At 55.6% G+C, this 15,423-nt stretch carries 14 protein-coding genes; 8 read left to right on the top strand and 6 right to left on the bottom strand.

What is annotated here, in order from left to right; all coding sequences use genetic code 11:
- Positions 1–9: 9 nt before the first annotated feature.
- From B8991_RS16660 to B8991_RS16630, 8 genes are all read left to right on the top strand, one after another.
- Positions 10–660 (top strand): VirB8 family type IV secretion system protein, encoded by a 651-nt coding sequence (locus B8991_RS16660; RefSeq protein ID WP_084354073.1) that lies wholly within the window; start codon positions 10–12, stop codon positions 658–660.
- Positions 660–1,343 carry a TrbG/VirB9 family P-type conjugative transfer protein gene (locus B8991_RS16655; protein ID WP_084354072.1) on the top strand — a complete coding sequence of 228 codons (684 nt, stop codon included), beginning with the start codon at positions 660–662 and terminating at the stop codon, positions 1,341–1,343. The genes B8991_RS16660 and B8991_RS16655 overlap by 1 nt, the downstream gene beginning before the upstream one ends.
- The gene (locus B8991_RS16650; RefSeq protein ID WP_084354071.1) at positions 1,333–2,778 is read left to right on the top strand and encodes a TraB/TrbI/VirB10 family type IV secretion system protein; all 1,446 of its coding nucleotides are present in this window, start codon (positions 1,333–1,335) and stop codon (positions 2,776–2,778) included. Before B8991_RS16655 ends, B8991_RS16650 begins: the two co-directional genes overlap by 11 nt.
- The gene (locus B8991_RS16645) at positions 2,775–3,749 is read left to right on the top strand and encodes an ATPase, T2SS/T4P/T4SS family (RefSeq protein WP_084354070.1); all 975 of its coding nucleotides are present in this window, start codon (positions 2,775–2,777) and stop codon (positions 3,747–3,749) included. Before B8991_RS16650 ends, B8991_RS16645 begins: the two co-directional genes overlap by 4 nt.
- A complete protein-coding gene (locus B8991_RS16640; protein ID WP_084354069.1) occupies positions 3,746–4,177 on the top strand; it encodes a hypothetical protein in 432 nt (143 codons plus the stop codon). The genes B8991_RS16645 and B8991_RS16640 overlap by 4 nt, the downstream gene beginning before the upstream one ends.
- 6 nt (positions 4,178–4,183) lie before the next feature.
- Positions 4,184–5,203 carry a TrbL/VirB6 family protein gene (locus B8991_RS16635; protein WP_084354068.1) on the top strand — a complete coding sequence of 340 codons (1,020 nt, stop codon included), beginning with the start codon at positions 4,184–4,186 and terminating at the stop codon, positions 5,201–5,203.
- 2 nt (positions 5,204–5,205) lie between these two features.
- Positions 5,206–5,349 (top strand): hypothetical protein, encoded by a 144-nt coding sequence (locus B8991_RS21555; RefSeq protein ID WP_179141524.1) that lies wholly within the window; start codon positions 5,206–5,208, stop codon positions 5,347–5,349.
- A 98-nt stretch (positions 5,350–5,447) separates the two neighbouring features.
- Complete coding sequence (locus B8991_RS16630) at positions 5,448–5,795, top strand: TSCPD domain-containing protein (protein WP_084354067.1); 348 nt, start codon at positions 5,448–5,450, stop codon at positions 5,793–5,795.
- Positions 5,796–5,857: 62 nt separating this feature from the next.
- Here the strand turns inward: B8991_RS16630 and B8991_RS16625 are convergent, their stop codons facing one another.
- The 6 genes from B8991_RS16625 to B8991_RS16600 all read right to left on the bottom strand — a co-directional run bounded on the left by B8991_RS16625 (position 5,858) and on the right by B8991_RS16600 (position 15,357).
- Complete coding sequence (locus B8991_RS16625; protein WP_084354066.1) at positions 5,858–8,959, bottom strand: HsdR family type I site-specific deoxyribonuclease; 3,102 nt, start codon at positions 8,957–8,959, stop codon at positions 5,858–5,860.
- The gene (locus B8991_RS16620) at positions 8,952–10,130 is read right to left on the bottom strand and encodes an ATP-binding protein (protein ID WP_084354065.1); all 1,179 of its coding nucleotides are present in this window, start codon (positions 10,128–10,130) and stop codon (positions 8,952–8,954) included. Before B8991_RS16620 ends, B8991_RS16625 begins: the two co-directional genes overlap by 8 nt.
- A complete protein-coding gene (locus tag B8991_RS16615) occupies positions 10,131–11,366 on the bottom strand; it encodes a restriction endonuclease subunit S (RefSeq protein ID WP_084354064.1) in 1,236 nt (411 codons plus the stop codon).
- Positions 11,363–12,907, bottom strand: coding sequence for a type I restriction-modification system subunit M (locus B8991_RS16610; RefSeq protein WP_084354063.1), 1,545 nt, complete (start codon positions 12,905–12,907; stop codon positions 11,363–11,365). Before B8991_RS16610 ends, B8991_RS16615 begins: the two co-directional genes overlap by 4 nt.
- Positions 12,908–12,909: 2 nt before the next feature.
- Complete coding sequence (locus B8991_RS16605; protein WP_084354131.1) at positions 12,910–13,098, bottom strand: helix-turn-helix domain-containing protein; 189 nt, start codon at positions 13,096–13,098, stop codon at positions 12,910–12,912.
- A 249-nt stretch (positions 13,099–13,347) separates the two neighbouring features.
- A complete protein-coding gene (locus B8991_RS16600) occupies positions 13,348–15,357 on the bottom strand; it encodes a type IV secretory system conjugative DNA transfer family protein (RefSeq protein WP_084354062.1) in 2,010 nt (669 codons plus the stop codon).
- Between the last annotated feature and the right edge of the window lie 66 nt (positions 15,358–15,423).

The following is a 15,423-nucleotide window of genomic DNA, read 5'->3' as shown; positions in this document are numbered from 1 at the left end:
GCGTTTGTTATGGATAGTCACGAAACGGTAGAAGACGAGGTGATCTTTGGCGCTCTGCGCCGGGAGCGGCAGTGGAAAATCGCGGCCGCCAGCATGGCGCTCATGGCGGCCTGCTCGATGGCCGTCGCCGGGGCTGTGACGCTTTACCATCAACCAAGCCCTCCGGTTCTGGTGCCCTATGATCCGGCAACCGGCGTGGCAATCCCCAACGCCTCGGTCAAAGCCGTCACGCTCACCGAAAAACGCGCGGTCGTTGAAGCCGCGATTTATCGCTATGTAAAGGACCGCGAGACCTACAACCAGATCGACAATGACGTGCGGATCAACAGGGCGTTGAAACAGTCCTCAAACCGCGCGCTGGCAAGCCTGAACAGATCCTGGGACAGCCGGGGCGAGAGCTACATCCCCGCCAGATACGGGGATCGCGCAGAGATCGAGGTGAACATCCTCTCGATCAGCCAGATCACCAATGATCGCGCGCAGGTCCGCCTGGTCAAACGCCTCATCAATCAAAGCGGCATGTCCGAAGGCGCGTTCACGGTCGTTCTTGGATATGCGTTCCGGCCAGAACAGGAAAAGTCGCTCGAAGATCTTTGGGACAACCCGTTCGGCTTCACCGTGACCGACTACACCGTCACCGCAGACAAGAGGGATTTCTGATGCTCCGCTTCGCAACAGCTCTTCTTGCAATCCTTGTCTTCGCGGATACCGCCCTCGCTGAATCGACGCCGCGCGCCAGCAGTCTCGACCGGCGTGTCAGGATGGCCCGCTACGTGGATGGGCAGGTCTTCAATATCATCGTGAGCCTGACCCGCGCCACGACCGTAGAGTTCGAGCCCGGCGAACAGATCGTGTCGATCGTCGCGGGCGACACGGACAGTTTCAAATTCGAAGGCATCCCCGGGGGCCGCGTCTTTGCAATCAAGCCAACCGCGCGAGGCGAGCAAACCAACCTGACGGTCTATACCAATCAGCGCAGCTACTATTTCCACCTCGCCGAAGGCCGCGCGCCTTTCTACGTGCTGCGCTTCGACTATCCCCGTCGCCAGCAGGACGCCTCGCGCCGCGTGAGAGCCGGGCGCTGGAATGACAGCTACGGCGTGTCGGCGCGCACCGAGATCACGCCCATGACGGTGTGGGACAACGGCACCTACACGTATTTCAGGTTCTCCCCCTCCGCCCCGATCCCGGCAATCTTCAAAGTCACGGGCAATACCGAGCGATCCGTCAATTCGGTGCGTTTGCAGGGCCATGTGATGCGCGTGTCCGGCACGTCCCGGCAATGGGCGCTGCGCCTGGGTGAACAGGAAGTTTGCATTGTGGAGATGACCAATGGCGGGTGAACAAGATGAAAACCTCCGCGAAAGACTGAACGCCATTGGCGGGCAGGCCAACAAGGCGCGCAATCGCGGCAAGACGGGCAAGCTGGTGCTGGCCTCGGCAGCCGCGGCGGCGCTGGTCGGCGGCGGCTTCTACATCTCGACATTGCTGCCCGATGAGACGCGGGAGACGACAATCCCGGTGGGAAGCGTGGACGAGTTTCCCGATGATGATGCGGGGTTTGGCAATGTTGTCGTCCCGGTCGCGCAGCCCGTTCCTGCGCCTGTCCAGCCCGACAACAGGTCCGATGAACTGCTCAAATCCTTGCAGGCGCAGATCGAGACGCTGAACGCCGAACAAGCGGCGAAGCTGGCGCAAAGCCAGCAGGAAAGAGAGGCAGAGATCGAGGCGCTGCGCAGCGCGATGGAAGCGGATCTGGGCAGTCTGCGCGAAGTTTATGAGACTGCACAGAAGGACGCGCAGGACCGCGAGGCGAAACTGCTCGAAGACCTGCGCAATGCCGCCACAGAGGCGGAACGTCGCGAGTTGCAATTCCAGTCAGACATGCAGCAAAAACTGGAGTTGGAACGCCAACGGGCGCAGCTGCGCATTGACGAGCTGACTGCAGAGTTGAACCGCGCAAATTCCGCCCCCCCTGCCCCGGCCACAGATCCCGACGAGCTGCTGCGGCTTCAGCGCGAAAAGGAGCGCAGGGAACAGCTCGAAGCGGCCCGCGCTTTGGCGGAAGAACAGCGCCTGCGGCGAATCAATTCCGGAATGATCGCGTTTTCCGGACAGGGGGCCGAAGCGGGGTCCGACAACGGCAATGAATATGAACTCTCGGCCGACGAAGCGTTTGTGCAAAGGCAGATCAAGGCCGTTCCCGTCTCGACCTCTCAGCGCATTGCCCGCCCCGATATTACGATCATTCAGGGCACCATCATTCAGGCGGCGCTGGAAACCGCGATCGACAGCAGCCTGCCGGGCGTGGTCCGCGCCGTGGTCTCGGAAGACGTTCACAGCTTTGACGGGTCGAACATCCTGGTGCCCAGAGGCTCGAAGATCTTCGGTGACTACCGCTCCACACTCAGCCTGAACCAAAGCCGTGTGCTGATCGTCTGGACCCGCATCGTCACCCCGGAAGGCCGCTCGGCGCAGATTGCGTCTTATGGCGCGGACGCCCTGGGGCGGTCGGGATCGACCGGCCATGTCGACAAACATTTCATGACCCGCTTCGGATCGGCCGCCGCGATCTCGCTCATCGGTGCGATCCCGGGCGCCGTGGCCGCGCAGACGGGCGATGAGACGACCAGCGACATGCTGGAACAGGTCTCGGACGATCTCGCCAGCAACAGTGAAAGCGCAATCGAGGACTATCTGACCATCCCGCCGACCGTCTACATTCATCAGGGATCGCAGGTGTCCGTCTTTCTTGACAGGGATCTGCAACTCCCATGAGCAGCTATCTCTCACAGGCCATGTCCTGCCTGCGCCCCCTTCTGACCGACGATCTGGTCGAGATTGTCATCAACCAGGATCTCGGTGTCTGGGTCGAGCGGCGCGGCGACGTCCATATGGCGCGGGCCGAGGGGCTTGGGATGACGCCTGCGGACCTGAAGCACCTTGTGACGCAGATTGCCAATGAGGCCAGCATTCGGTTTTCCGAACAGAAACCCGTCTTTTCGGTCTCGTTTGATTTCGAGCAATGGCGGATACGGGCGCAGGTGGTGGCAGCACCCGCGTTGGAGAGCGGCTATGCCGTGGCGCTGCGCTTTTTCAGCCCGCAGGCAGAGATCATCAAGCCCAGGTTTCTGCATGGCAAGCCCATCAGCTCCGATGCGCAGCGCGCCGAGAGAAACCGCGAGATGAAAGAGCTGGCCCAGGCCAATTCTCTGGATGCGGCCCTGCGGTTCTGTGTTGAGCACAAGCTGAACCTGATCGTGTCGGGCGGCACGTCTTCGGGCAAGACAATGGTGGCGCGGCACCTTCAGGCCATGATCTCGGATGCCGAACGCATCATCACCATCGAGGACGCCCCGGACCTGCTGCCACAACAGCCCAACAAACTCATGCTGGTCTCGCTGGAAAACGATGCCTACCGCAGTTCTGAAAAGCTGCTGCAAGCCTGTCTCAGACTGCGGCCCGACCGGATCATCCTGAGCGAAGTGCGCAACCGGGACGCCTATACCTTCCTCAAGGCGATCAATACCGGGCATGGCGGCTCGATCACCACGCTGCACGCCGATACGGCGCGGCTGGCGGTCTCGCGCCTGGCGCAAGCCGCGCTCGAAGCCACCCCCGGCATGACCTATTCGGAGATGGTGTCATACATCGGGCAGTCGATTGATGTTATCGTTCATACCGCTAAAGTTGCAGGGCAACGCGGTATCATAGAGTTTTTCTTGCCTGGACAGGAGATCAGCGAATGAAACAGGTCCTTCTGGCACTCTTCATCGGCCTTGGCGGCACCGCGCAGGCTGCGGACATGACACAGGCGGAGCTGGACAAGCTGCGTGCGGAGTACGTCGATCCGGCGCAGCGCAAGTTCTGCAAGTCCCAAGAGCACCGGCCAGGATGGCTGGCGGTGCAACAACGCGATGAATATTGGAAAGAGCAGATTGGCATGGCGCTTTACAACATGGAGAGAGCCAAGAAAATCGCAGCGGTCGAGGTCTGTACCTGCGATGATCTCTTCCCATCGTATGAGCCCATCAGGGAAGAGTTCCTGGAAATCACGGAGCCGGTTACATCCTATTCGGACGGGATGGCGATGGTCTCCGAGTATCGGCGCCGGGCGGCAGACGTCTTCACCCCTGCTTTGCACCTAAAATGCATTCACCTCAGATCGCAGGAGTGATGGGCGATGGTTGAAACCTATTATGACGCGGTGGTCAGCTTTCTGAATGCGGTGGGGCAAAGCCAGTTCGGCGCAGTCTCCGCCGCCCTTGGTCTGTTCGGGCAGTTGATGGCAACCTTTCTGGCACTCCTAGTGGTCATGAACGCCGCAATGCAGGTCCAGCCTGTCCTCTGGTCGGACGCCATTCGCATGTGCGTCAAGCTGATCCTGATCGCCCTCTTCTTCCAAGACTGGACGCAGTTCAATTCCGTTGCCAACACGGTTTTTACATTCCTCGAAACCGTTGGCGGCGCCCTGATCGCTACCGTCAATGGCGCGTCGCCAGCGCAAGTAGCTGGAAATTCATCAGTCGGATATGGCAGTTTTGCAGCTGAGTTCGATATCCTGACCGAGTCTCTCGGAGAGTTTTCAGGGAATGCGGCCAGAAACCTGGGGGTTGTTGGCGGTCCCGTGTTCAACGCTCTCTTCCTGTTTCTCATGGGTCTGTTCTCAGCCGTGGCGACGGCGCTTCTGATCGCGTCCCGTGTCGCCTTGACGGTCCTCATCGGCATCGCGCCCATGATGATCCTCTTGTCGATGTTCGACTTCACCAAGTCACATTTTGAGCGTTGGCTGTCGGCGATGTTCACCTTCGCCCTGTTCCCTGTCGTGATCTCCGGGGTTTTTGCAACGATCATCGGGCTGATCAAATCTGCGATATCGTCGCTGGGAGATCCCACTGGCATATCCTCGCTGGGGGAGCTGGTGCCGGTCATCATGGCGATTTTGCTGTGTACGTTGTTGCTGACTGTGACACCCATTTTGGTGGCCGCAATTACCGGGAATTTCTACGTAAAGGAGCAGGCGATCGAAAAGGTCGGCGGGTACGCTCAACGCCAAACTTTCCGTGGGATTGCAGGTGGGGCCCAGACGGTAAAACAGACGGTCGTGAACCCCGTCCAGACCGCACAGCAAAGCAAGGCCGCCATGGCGGCCCACGCGGCCAGGATCAACACGATCGCAAGCAGATTTGCGCAAAGGAAATGACGATGGACTGGTATGAAGAATACGAACGCCAAGAGGCAGAGAGGGCCGATGCGACAATGAAACTGTTTGTCGCCGCGATCCCTGTCGTAACCATTTTCGTCTTTGCCGTGTACGCCTTCAACGTCATCAAGGCCGCGATGTTCTAAGCTGTCGTGGTCAGACACATGGCGGAGCGTCCTTTGGGCTGACCGCCAGACGAGGCGCCTGCCCTATCCCGGCCGTAACCAGACCCGAGGAGGCACCGATGCCGCGCTATAAAAAGACCCCCGATCCGCGCCATGATCTGCCGACACGCCGCCTGGCCGAAACCCGGAAAATCACCACGCCCGAAGGCCATACCATCCACCTGTCCATCGGCTACGATCCCGATGAGCCCGAAAGGCCCCGCGAGGTCTTCTACTCGGCAGGGTTCAAATCAGGCTCGCAGCTCGAGTTTCAAATCCAGGACGCCTGCGTCATGATTTCTCTGTTGCTCCAACACGGCCTGCGTCCCGAGGACGTCGCCAAGTCGCTGTCCAGGGTCGAGCAACCCGATGGCACAATGGCCTATGCCAGCATCGTCGGATTGATCGCGGCAGAGCTGGTGCGGTGACCTACCATGACTGGCAACAAGCAGAAGCAAAACAGCTATCGTAGAGCACCCCAACGTCTTGGCTAGACCTGCCCGCCAACACCTTTGAATTTTTCGACAAAAGCTGCAATCTTCTCGAAGACCATCGCCTTCTTGGTCCGAAACTGCGAATTTAGCGGGCTCATTTTGGGGAGTATGGCATTTAGGTCAGCACCGTTTTCACTTGCAAATTCGCGTTTTATGGAAGCAGAAATATAGCGCCTTGCTGCATCAGAATTTAGATCTTCCGATCTGATAAGCTCTTCTACCTCTTTGCGCTGCTCTGCCTGAGCAAAAGAGAAAAATGCATCGATCACGCCTGCCTTATCATCAATCTGATCAAGATCAGTCTGGTTGATAAAGTCCACAATCAGGCTCTCTTTGGCTCGATTTCCAAGGCTACCGCGAATGACGCGGCGAGCATCCTCAATCAGATCCCCTTTGCTCTTCACTTTTTTGTTTTTCTCAAAGATGAGCTCGAGGATGTAGTCGAGGTTAATCTCCTGTGATTTCAGAAGGTCCACTTCGAAAACGACATCATCCCACTCGATGTTGCTTTGTTCTTGCTCTGCCGAAGACTTTTCCCGGCGCAGCCAATCGCGAATGTCGTTGTATGTTGATCTATAGTCTTGAACTGCTCGGTCTGAAGGCAGTTCTATTGCCTCTAGGTCGCGTAGATCCTCGTCGCGCAAATAGTGCTTTTGCTTGAACTCCTCAACGGCAGCGGCATCTGCTAAATCTAGGCCCTGGTAGGCTTTCAATGCTGAAAACTCGTCGTAATTTCTGAGCACATTCTCAACTCTCAGATACTCACCAAAGAGCTTCGCAAACTCCTTTTTATCTACTTCTTTGACAATCTCGTCTGGCTTTGGAAAGCGCTCGGTCAACTCCTTCACAACATCAATGAACCCGCGTCGCGCCGCGCCGGTTTCCTGATCAACGAAACCATTCATGTACTCGTCGTAGCTCTTCTCAAGCACGACGTTCTTTGTGTTCTTGTCACCGAACAGCGTGATCGCATCAACGGTCGCTTGCTCAAGGTCCCTGAACGCCACGATATTGCCGAAGGTCTTGGTCGCATCGTAAATCCGGTTGGTTCTGGAAAACGCCTGCATCAAGCCATGGAAGCGAAGGTTTTTGTCGACAAACAAGGTGTTTAGCGTTGGCGCGTCAAAGCCTGTAAGGAACATGCCGACGACAATCAGTAAGTCGATTTCTTTCGAGCGAACCTGGCTGGCAAGATCGCGGTAGTAGTTTTGAAAGCCACTGCTATCGACACCAAAGTTCGTTTTGAAAAAGGAATTGTAATCTTTGACTGCGGCACTCAGGAACTCCTTGGCGCTGCTATTCATCGCTGACACATCGAAGCTCTCGTCTTGAATGTCACCGATCGCATCTTGCTGTTCGTTGGCCGCAAACGAGAAGATCGTGGCGATCTTCAGCGGCTTTTCACTGCCCGCCTGCAGATCGTTCAAGGTTTCATAGTAGAGCTTCGCGGCATCCACACTGCTGACAGCAAACATGGCATTGAACCCACTGCTACCCGCTTGCATCCGGTGGGTTTTTTGACGGAAGTTGTTCAGAATATACTGAGAGACTTCCCGAATACGTTCTGGATGAAGTAGCGCTTGCTTGTTTTCAGCCGCGCTGAGCTTCTTTTCGTCTTGCTCAGTCTCGATGGCTTTGAACCGGGGACGCACATCATTGTAGTCGACCTTGAACTTCAGAACCTTTTCGTCGCGAATAGCATCGGTGATCACATAAGAATGCAGCTCGCGCCCAAACACCCCCGCGGTCGTTTCAGCCCCTAGCGCATTCTCAGGAAAGATCGGCGTTCCGGTAAAGCCAAACTGGTAAAACCGTTTGAACTTCTTCTTCAGATTCTTCTGCGCCTCGCCAAACTGGCTGCGATGACACTCATCGAAAATGAAGACCACCTGCTGGTCATATACCGGCAGGTCACCCTCTGACTTCATCAGGTTGTTCAGCTTTTGGATCGTCGTGACGATGATTTTGTTATCGTCCTTGCCTAAGTTGCGCTTCAACCCGGCCGTGCTGTCGGAACCGTTGACACTGTCAGGGGAAAACCTCTGGTATTCCTTCATGGTCTGGTAGTCGAGGTCCTTACGGTCCACGACGAAGAAGACTTTGTCGATGAAATCCAGCTCGGTTGCCAACCGTGCCGCCTTGAAACTCGTCAACGTTTTGCCGGAACCCGTGGTGTGCCAGATGAAACCACCGCCCTCAGGCTTCCTCCAGTTTTTGGCTTCATATGAGCTTTTGATCTTCCAAAGGATGCGTTCAGTCGCTGCAATCTGGTAAGGCCGCATGATCAGCAAAGTGTCGCTGACATCGAAAACAGAATACTGCAACAGAACGTTCAGCAGCGTACGCTTCTGAAGGAAAGTTGCGGTGAAATCCTTGAGATCTTTGATCAGCTCATTGTCGGACTTCGCCCAGTTCATGGTGAAGTCGAAGCTGTTCTTGTTACGCTTGGTCGTGTTGGCGAAATACCGGGTGTCGGTGCCGTTTGAAATCACGAAGAGCTGCAGAAACTTGAACAGGGAATTGTCGCTGTTGAAGCTTTCCTTGCTGTATCGGTGAATCTGATTGAAGGCCTCCCGGATCGCCACGCCGCGCTTCTTCAGCTCGATCTGCACCAATGGTAACCCGTTGACCAGGATCGTCACGTCATAACGATTGGCGTGCGTGCCGACCTGCTCGAACTGCTTAATCACCTGCAACTTGTTGCGGGCCATGTTCTTCTTGTCGAAGAGGTAGATGTTCTGGATACGCCCGTCGTCGAAGACAAAATCGTGGATGTAGTCGTCGTGAATCTTGCGGGTTTTGTCGACGATGTTGTCGCTCGGCTTGTCGAGGTATGTCTCGACAAAACGCTTCCATTCATCGCCCGAAAACGTGACGTTGTTCAGCCGCTCCAGCTGCGACCGGACGTTGGTCATCATGGCATCTGGGGTGGTAAGGGAGGGCAGAAATTCATAGCCTTGATTGACCAGATCCTGCACCAGCTCGCGTTCCAAATCGTCTTCGCTCTGGTAGCGATCGGCGGCGTCCCACTCCTTGGTGTACTTGTCGAGGACGATGAAATTCTTCGTTTCCGCGATGGTTTTTGTCTGCTCAACCATTTTGTTCGCCCTGTTTCCAATAGCCGTAATTGTTAATCAAATTGTCCAGCAAGACCGCCACGTCTTCCTTTTGCTTCTCCGTCGGGTCTGCGACTTCTTCGAAGGCAAGCTCGCGGTGACTATAGTGGTTTGTCAGCTTCTTGAGGTAATCAGCTCGACCTTCCGGCGCGGTTGAAAGAAGTTTTGTCCAATGCTCGTAACCCAGAAAATTCGCGGTCTTCTCATAGAGATTTCGTAACAGATTGAAGTGGTACTTCTGGACAACGTCCTGATCGATGGCATCTCGAAGAATACTGATCAGATGATGATGGTAAGAAAAGCTCTTATTGGCCGCCCCGTTCTTCGGCTCAAGAAGGAATTGACCAGCCACGTTGCGCTTCAAGAGGTAGCGCGCCGCTCCACTCAGCTCCTTACACAATACGTTAAAGAACAGTGGGTTGTGGGTGGTGACAATGTACCTAACACCTTCGCCATTCTCAAATCGGCTGGACGAGATCAAGCCCGCCAAGTCAATCGCCAGTTCGATCAAGTGATTTTCGTCCAGCGAACTCACTGGATCATCAATGAACACATACTCTAGATCATCATATTCGTTGTCATCACGTTGAGAGGGATCATGCTCTTTTCTGAGCGCAATAACCTCCTGCAACAATGTATAGAAAACGCTCCAGATAAGGTTGTTTTCCTCCCCCTTGGAGATTTTGACGTTGTTCTCGATGTTGTCTCCACCAGTGTACGCAAACCGAATTTCGGGGAAGGTCAAAACGTTGGTTCGTCTTCCCTCAATTTCTCTGACAACCGTTTCAGGGGGGAAGGATGGCGTGATACTGCGGCTAGTGTAGTGCTGAAAGTTGTTGATGATGTTTAACTCTTGCCCTCTATCCCTCAAGATCCAATCGACAAACGTGTTTGGCTGAATGCGGATTTTTCGGTCTTCGTCGCCTTCGGTATCATTGTCCCAGACGAACAAATCCTCGGTGAAAGCGCTGTAGTATAGGAACTTTCGCCTTGCCGGGGCGGGTTCATCATCCTCCGGATTCTTCGGGGCGATCTCGTTCTTCATTACGCGAGACAGTCGGGTCTTTCCGGTGCCGTTGAAGGCATAGATCAACTGCACCTTCTTATCGGCTGCATGCAGCTGTTGTGCGATCTCCTCGAGGGTCTGGCTCATCTACGCGGCCTCCTCGGGTTTGGGAAAGCTCAAGAGCAGGTCGCGGTAGTATTCATACTGCTGCTGGCGCAACTTGATTTCACGCGGCAGGCCTTCGCTGAGCGAGGTGGTCAACGTGTCGAATTTGTCCAGGATAGCAACGATGCGCGCTTGCTCCTCAAGGGACTTTTCGGGGTCGTCTGGATAAGGCACAGCGATCAAGGTCTTCTTGATGTTGTCATTGTATAACCGCTTGATCACACCGCCGTCGGACACGTGCCATTTTGCAATCTGGTAGAAGTAAAACAGGTACTTGTTCAGAACCTTGCTTTCATCATTTTCGAGCCAAACGATGTTGCTATCTTGGAAATAGGCTTCTTCCCCATCGAAGACCACGGACCGGCCGATCGTCCCACTAGCGGAAATCAGAACTTCGCCCACCTTTGGGTAACTGTATTTTCCTTTGAACTCCTCGAACAGCTCTCTGGAGATGAAAGCATTTGGTTCTTTGCCAAAAGTGCCGATTTTGAAGAAAGGGATATCTCCGTCGGCCGATGTTTGGTTCTTCATCACCCGCTTACACATGCGCACTTCTCCAACCCAGCCCAGCGGCTTCCAGGCCATGTTTCCAGAAGGATGGCTTAGAAGTTCGTCTCGGTAGTGGTTGTATTGTTGCTTGCGGGCGCTAAGCTCGGCTGTCAGCTCGGCTGTCAGCTCGGCTGTCAGCTCGGTAAAACTTTCCAAAATTCGAACGATCTCAGCTTGTATCTCACGTGACTTTTTCGGGTCTTCTGGGCATGGGATGGGCACCGGATATTGAATAATCTGTGGCTTGCTGCCGCGAGGCATCTTTGCCCCTTTGGAGTGCTGAATATTGTACTCAAAGAACTTTTCATCTGTGAGGACCTGATACAGATAGCGCGGGTTCACAACGTCGTCCGTTGGATGGATGACCAAAACGTCACCGTTGGTTCCGCCTGTCCGGTCGGCAAGCCAGATCTTCCTAAGGTAGGGGCGAATATTTCCGATAAGAATGTCACCCGCTCGAAACTCAGTCAGATTACCAGAAGTGGGCACATAGTTTGAGTCCACCCTTCCAGCTCGGTTCTGCAGAAGGTTATCCACGCCCACATAGTTTGTCTTGTCGAGGTCCTTGGAACTGATCCGCGTCTTGGAATACTGTGCGATATCGCCCAATGGCTTCCACGCCACCGAGGCCCCATTCAGCAGCTTTTCCAGAAAGCCCCGATCGCTCATGCCTCGATCTCCGCGACGATGGCGTCAATTTCTGCGCGAAGCTGGTCGATTTTGGCGACAGTGGTCACCAGCTTCGCGTTCAACTCCTCGATATTGACAACTTCGCGGTTGTCCTTGGGTTCAACATGGGCACTGACCGACAGGTTATAGTCTTTCTCGACAATCGTATCGTAGGGGACGGTTTCAGCCACATGAGGCACGTTCTCTTTGCTATCAAACATCTTCATGATCTCGGCGATGTGCCGGTCCTCCATGAAGTTGTTGTTCGTGCCTTTGCGGAAGAACTCTTCCCCCGTGGCATCGATGAACTGAACGGCTGTGTCGGTCTTGTTCTTTGCCAGCACAAGAATGTTCACCGCGATGGTCGTGCCGAAGAATAGATTTGGCGCGAGGGCGATCACCGTTTCAACGAAGTTGTTGTCGACCAGATACTTGCGGATCTTCTGCTCTGCCCCGCCACGATAGAAAATTCCGGGAAAGCAAACGATCGCGGCGCGCCCCTTGGCCGACAGGTAGTGCAGCGCATGAAGAACAAAGGCAAAATCGGCCTTCGACTTCGGGGCCAGAACCCCTGCGGGCGCAAAGCGGTCATCGTTGATCAGTGTCGGGTCATCCGCACCCTTCCATTTCACCGAATAGGGCGGGTTCGACACGATGGCGTCAAACGGCTTGTCATCCTGGAAGTGCGGGTCCTCCAGCGTGTTGCCATACTGGATGTTGAACTTGTCGTAGTTGATGTTGTGCAGGAACATGTTCATGCGGGCGAGGTTGTAGGTGGTATAGTTGATTTCCTGCCCGAAGAAGCCGTCTTCGATGATATGTTTCTCAAACTCTTCCTTGGCCTGCAAAAGCAGCGACCCAGACCCTGCGGCCGGATCGTAGATCTTGTTGACGCTGGTCTGCTTGTGCATGGCCAGTTTGGCGATGAGTTTGGACACATGGGTCGGCGTAAAGAATTCACCGCCGGATTTGCCCGCGTTGGCCGCGTAGTTTGAGATCAGGAATTCATAGGCATCGCCGAACAGGTCGCCTTCGTTGTCATCGAACTTCAACGGCAAGCCAGCCACGCCCTTGAGGACCTCAGCCAGTCTTTCGTTCTTCTGCTTGACCGTGCTGCCCAGCCGGTTGCTGGTGGTGTCGAAATCGGCAAAGAGGCCATTGATGTCTTGCTCGGACGGGTAGCCACTCGCCGACGCCTCGATCGCCGAAAAGATCTCGGCAAGGTCAGTGTTTAAACTGTCGTTCTTGCTCGCGGTTTTCACCACGTTTTGAAATAGTTGGCTGGGATATATGAAGTAGCCCTTGGTTTTGACTGCATCGACTTTGGCTTCATCTGGGATGTCTGCGTCGGACATGTCCGCATAGTTAATGCTGTCGTCGCCACCTTCGATGTAGTTGGTGAAGTTCTCGCTGATGAAACGATAGAACAACGCGCCCAGGACAAACTGCTTGAAGTCCCAGCCGTCGACGGCACCACGTACACGGTTTGCGATGCTCCAGATTTCGCGGCGCAATGCTTCTGCCTGTTGTTGCCCCGTCATTTTTACTCCCCTTCTCGTTTTTGTTCCTGCTCGGTAATCCAGCGGTCGATCCCGCTTTTGCGAAATCGCCATGCGCTTCCCACCTTGAACCCGGGAACCTTGCCCTCAGATGCGAACCGATATGCCGTTTTCTCAGCGATCTTGAGATACTCAGCGAGCTCTTTCACGGTCAAAATGTCTTCGTTGGGCATTTCGAAAATGTCCTCTATGAGGGATATGGGTTGAAAATAGTTGAAAGGAGAAGAAGCGGCAAGCTTGGCTTGGTTGAGCTCGTCGAGTTCAGCGTGAAGCAACTCCCTGGCTGCGCACCAGGGCAGTTAGCCCGCCCTGGTATTGAGATCACTCGGTGACCGGTTCTTCATCGCGGCGTAGGAAAGCGCTGGCGCAGGGGAATTTTCTTGTTGAAGCGGTGATTGCACCGCGTCTGGCACGGCTGAGTGTCACACAGATTTCCCCTGAGGGTCGTCGCCCGGGTCTGTTTCTTGGTCCACGTCGTTGTCTGGGTCTGCTTCGTCAGACGCGACATTTTGTGGTTCCAAGTTCGGCAACGCAAACTGAAACTGGCCGGGTTGGACCTTTGGCTTCAGGGCGGCTCTGGTCTGGCTCACAGGTTGCGGCTCTACCTTCTCACCGGCCTGAATAACGTCCCTCAGATTCTCGACCTGCTTTTCCGCCGCCACTGCCGCTTCCTTCAACAGCTGCAGATATTTGTCCAGGTTTGCGCGCTGCTGGTCGGTGCCCGGGGCCGCTTCTTCGGCGGGCTTCTCAACCCTGTAAGCCTGTCGGCCAGCTTCCAGATCGTCGAGGCGGTCGGCGGTGGCATCGCGCTCGGGATAGGGTCCGGACTGGTCCTTGTAGAGCTTGTTGAGATACGGGTCGTCGTAATAGACAATGGCCTTGGATTTCACCGGCATGTCACCGTCGATGACCAGCACAACATCATCCTTGTCCATCCGCCGCGCGTCGTCCTGGGTCAGCAAGGGGACTTCTTCTGTCCGCTCGGTCATGGTCGTGCGCTCGAAAAAGCCCACCTGCCGGGATTTCTGCACCCGCCGCTTCGTTGTCATTCCGCAAGCGTCTGACAGGTTCTCGATGGTCAACTCCTCCGAGGGCGTCATGTAGGACTTGATCCCTGCCCCGCCCTCAAGGCTGAGCCGTTCGTTGCGGCCATAGATTTCGTCGAGCTTTGGAATGGTCTGCGTGATGATCGCCAGCCGCCCGCCATAGGAGCGCAGCGTCGTGATCCCATCGGCCACGATCGGCATTTTCCCGAGCTTGTGAAACTCGTCCATGATGATCATGACCGGCCATGGCTCTGTTTCCGGGTCGGGTTCGTGATGCTCCAGCGTGGCAATCAGATCCGAGAAGAACAGACGGATGAGGCCCGCCAGGGGTTCTATGTCCTGGCTTCTGATCGTCAGGTAGATGGAATGCGGCTCCTTGCGCAGCGCATCGAAGTCGAAATCGCTGGTGTTTGTCATCCGGTCGAAATGCGCGTTCTTCCACGGATCGAGGCCGGAATTGTTGAGCAAGGAGATGAAACTGGACAGGGTCTTTTCGTTCATCTTGCTCAGCGACGTCCAGATGAGCTGCACCGCCTTGTGTTTGGCTTCAAGCGCGTAGAGCGCATATTGCGGACCAAACTCATTCCCGCCGCCATTCACGATCCGGTAGATCTCTCCCATCGTGGGCGTGCCGCGCTGAAAGGCCAGCATTCCGGCCGCGATGAAGGCGGTGATCCCGCCCCTGAGCAGGCTTTGGTTGGCGGGGTTTTCGGTTTGCAGAAACAGGTTCGCCATCTTGTCCAGCTCGAACATCCGCTGGTCTTCGTTGGGCATCTGGTAGATCCGCAGGAGCGGGTTGTAGCGATGCGACCTGACCTTGAAGTTTGTCGGCGCAAAGCGGAACACCTTGTCGCCCATTGCCACGCGGCGACGGGCGGTCTTTTCGAAATTCTCGCCCTTCACGTCGAGCGTCACGGTCGAGCCTTTGAAGGTCAGCAGATTGGGGATCACGAACCCCCTGCCCTTCCCCCGGCCGGTCGGTGCGACGATCATGCAATGCGGATATTGCTTGGAACAGATGAAGGGCGCGTTCGAGGTCTTGCCTGCGGTTTTTGCCAGAAGGAAGCCACTGCCCGGCGTCTCCAGCATCTTGTTTTTCCGCAGCTCCGCTTTGCTCTGCCAATGCGTGACGCCAAAGGTTGACAGAGACTCGCTCACCACTGCCAGCGCAAGCCCCAGCCCCGCGATGACCCCGCCGCCCAGAATGACGAAGGACATATCGGCCGCGGCCGGGAAGTTGGCGCGCAGCCACCAGAAATGCTGGACGAAGAAGAGATGGTCAACGTCCTGATCGAACACCCAGGCCAGATAGACACCCACCATGAGGTAGGCCAGAGACAAGCCCACAAGAGAAAACAGCATGTATCCCATAAACAGCCGTTTCATGACACCTTCCTCCTATTCGTGCACGTAGTCGTCTTCTTCACGTCCCCGGAACCGGTCTTCGACAAC

The sequence above is a fragment of the Primorskyibacter flagellatus genome (assembly GCF_900176485.1).
Classification (GTDB): domain Bacteria; phylum Pseudomonadota; class Alphaproteobacteria; order Rhodobacterales; family Rhodobacteraceae; genus Primorskyibacter; species Primorskyibacter flagellatus.
This window is presented reverse-complemented; position numbering and strand designations above follow the sequence as displayed.

Excerpts from the sequence above, each read along its gene's own strand:
- B8991_RS16630 (WP_084354067.1), top strand. The coding sequence starts at position 5,448 with ATGCCGCGCTATAAAAAGACCCCCGATCCGCGCCATGATCTGCCGACA.
- B8991_RS16650 (WP_084354071.1), top strand. The coding sequence starts at position 1,333 with ATGGCGGGTGAACAAGATGAAAACCTCCGCGAAAGACTGAACGCCATT.
- B8991_RS16635 (WP_084354068.1), top strand. The coding sequence starts at position 4,184 with ATGGTTGAAACCTATTATGACGCGGTGGTCAGCTTTCTGAATGCGGTG.
- B8991_RS16620 (WP_084354065.1), bottom strand. The coding sequence starts at position 10,130 with ATGAGCCAGACCCTCGAGGAGATCGCACAACAGCTGCATGCAGCCGAT.
- B8991_RS16645 (WP_084354070.1), top strand. The coding sequence starts at position 2,775 with ATGAGCAGCTATCTCTCACAGGCCATGTCCTGCCTGCGCCCCCTTCTG.
- B8991_RS16610 (WP_084354063.1), bottom strand. The coding sequence starts at position 12,907 with ATGACGGGGCAACAACAGGCAGAAGCATTGCGCCGCGAAATCTGGAGC.
- B8991_RS21555 (WP_179141524.1), top strand. The coding sequence starts at position 5,206 with ATGGACTGGTATGAAGAATACGAACGCCAAGAGGCAGAGAGGGCCGAT.
- B8991_RS16605 (WP_084354131.1), bottom strand. The coding sequence starts at position 13,098 with ATGCCCAACGAAGACATTTTGACCGTGAAAGAGCTCGCTGAGTATCTC.
- B8991_RS16655 (WP_084354072.1), top strand. The coding sequence starts at position 660 with ATGCTCCGCTTCGCAACAGCTCTTCTTGCAATCCTTGTCTTCGCGGAT.
- B8991_RS16625 (WP_084354066.1), bottom strand. The coding sequence starts at position 8,959 with ATGGTTGAGCAGACAAAAACCATCGCGGAAACGAAGAATTTCATCGTC.
- B8991_RS16640 (WP_084354069.1), top strand. The coding sequence starts at position 3,746 with ATGAAACAGGTCCTTCTGGCACTCTTCATCGGCCTTGGCGGCACCGCG.
- B8991_RS16660 (WP_084354073.1), top strand. The coding sequence starts at position 10 with ATGGATAGTCACGAAACGGTAGAAGACGAGGTGATCTTTGGCGCTCTG.
- B8991_RS16600 (WP_084354062.1), bottom strand. The coding sequence starts at position 15,357 with ATGAAACGGCTGTTTATGGGATACATGCTGTTTTCTCTTGTGGGCTTG.
- B8991_RS16615 (WP_084354064.1), bottom strand. The coding sequence starts at position 11,366 with ATGAGCGATCGGGGCTTTCTGGAAAAGCTGCTGAATGGGGCCTCGGTG.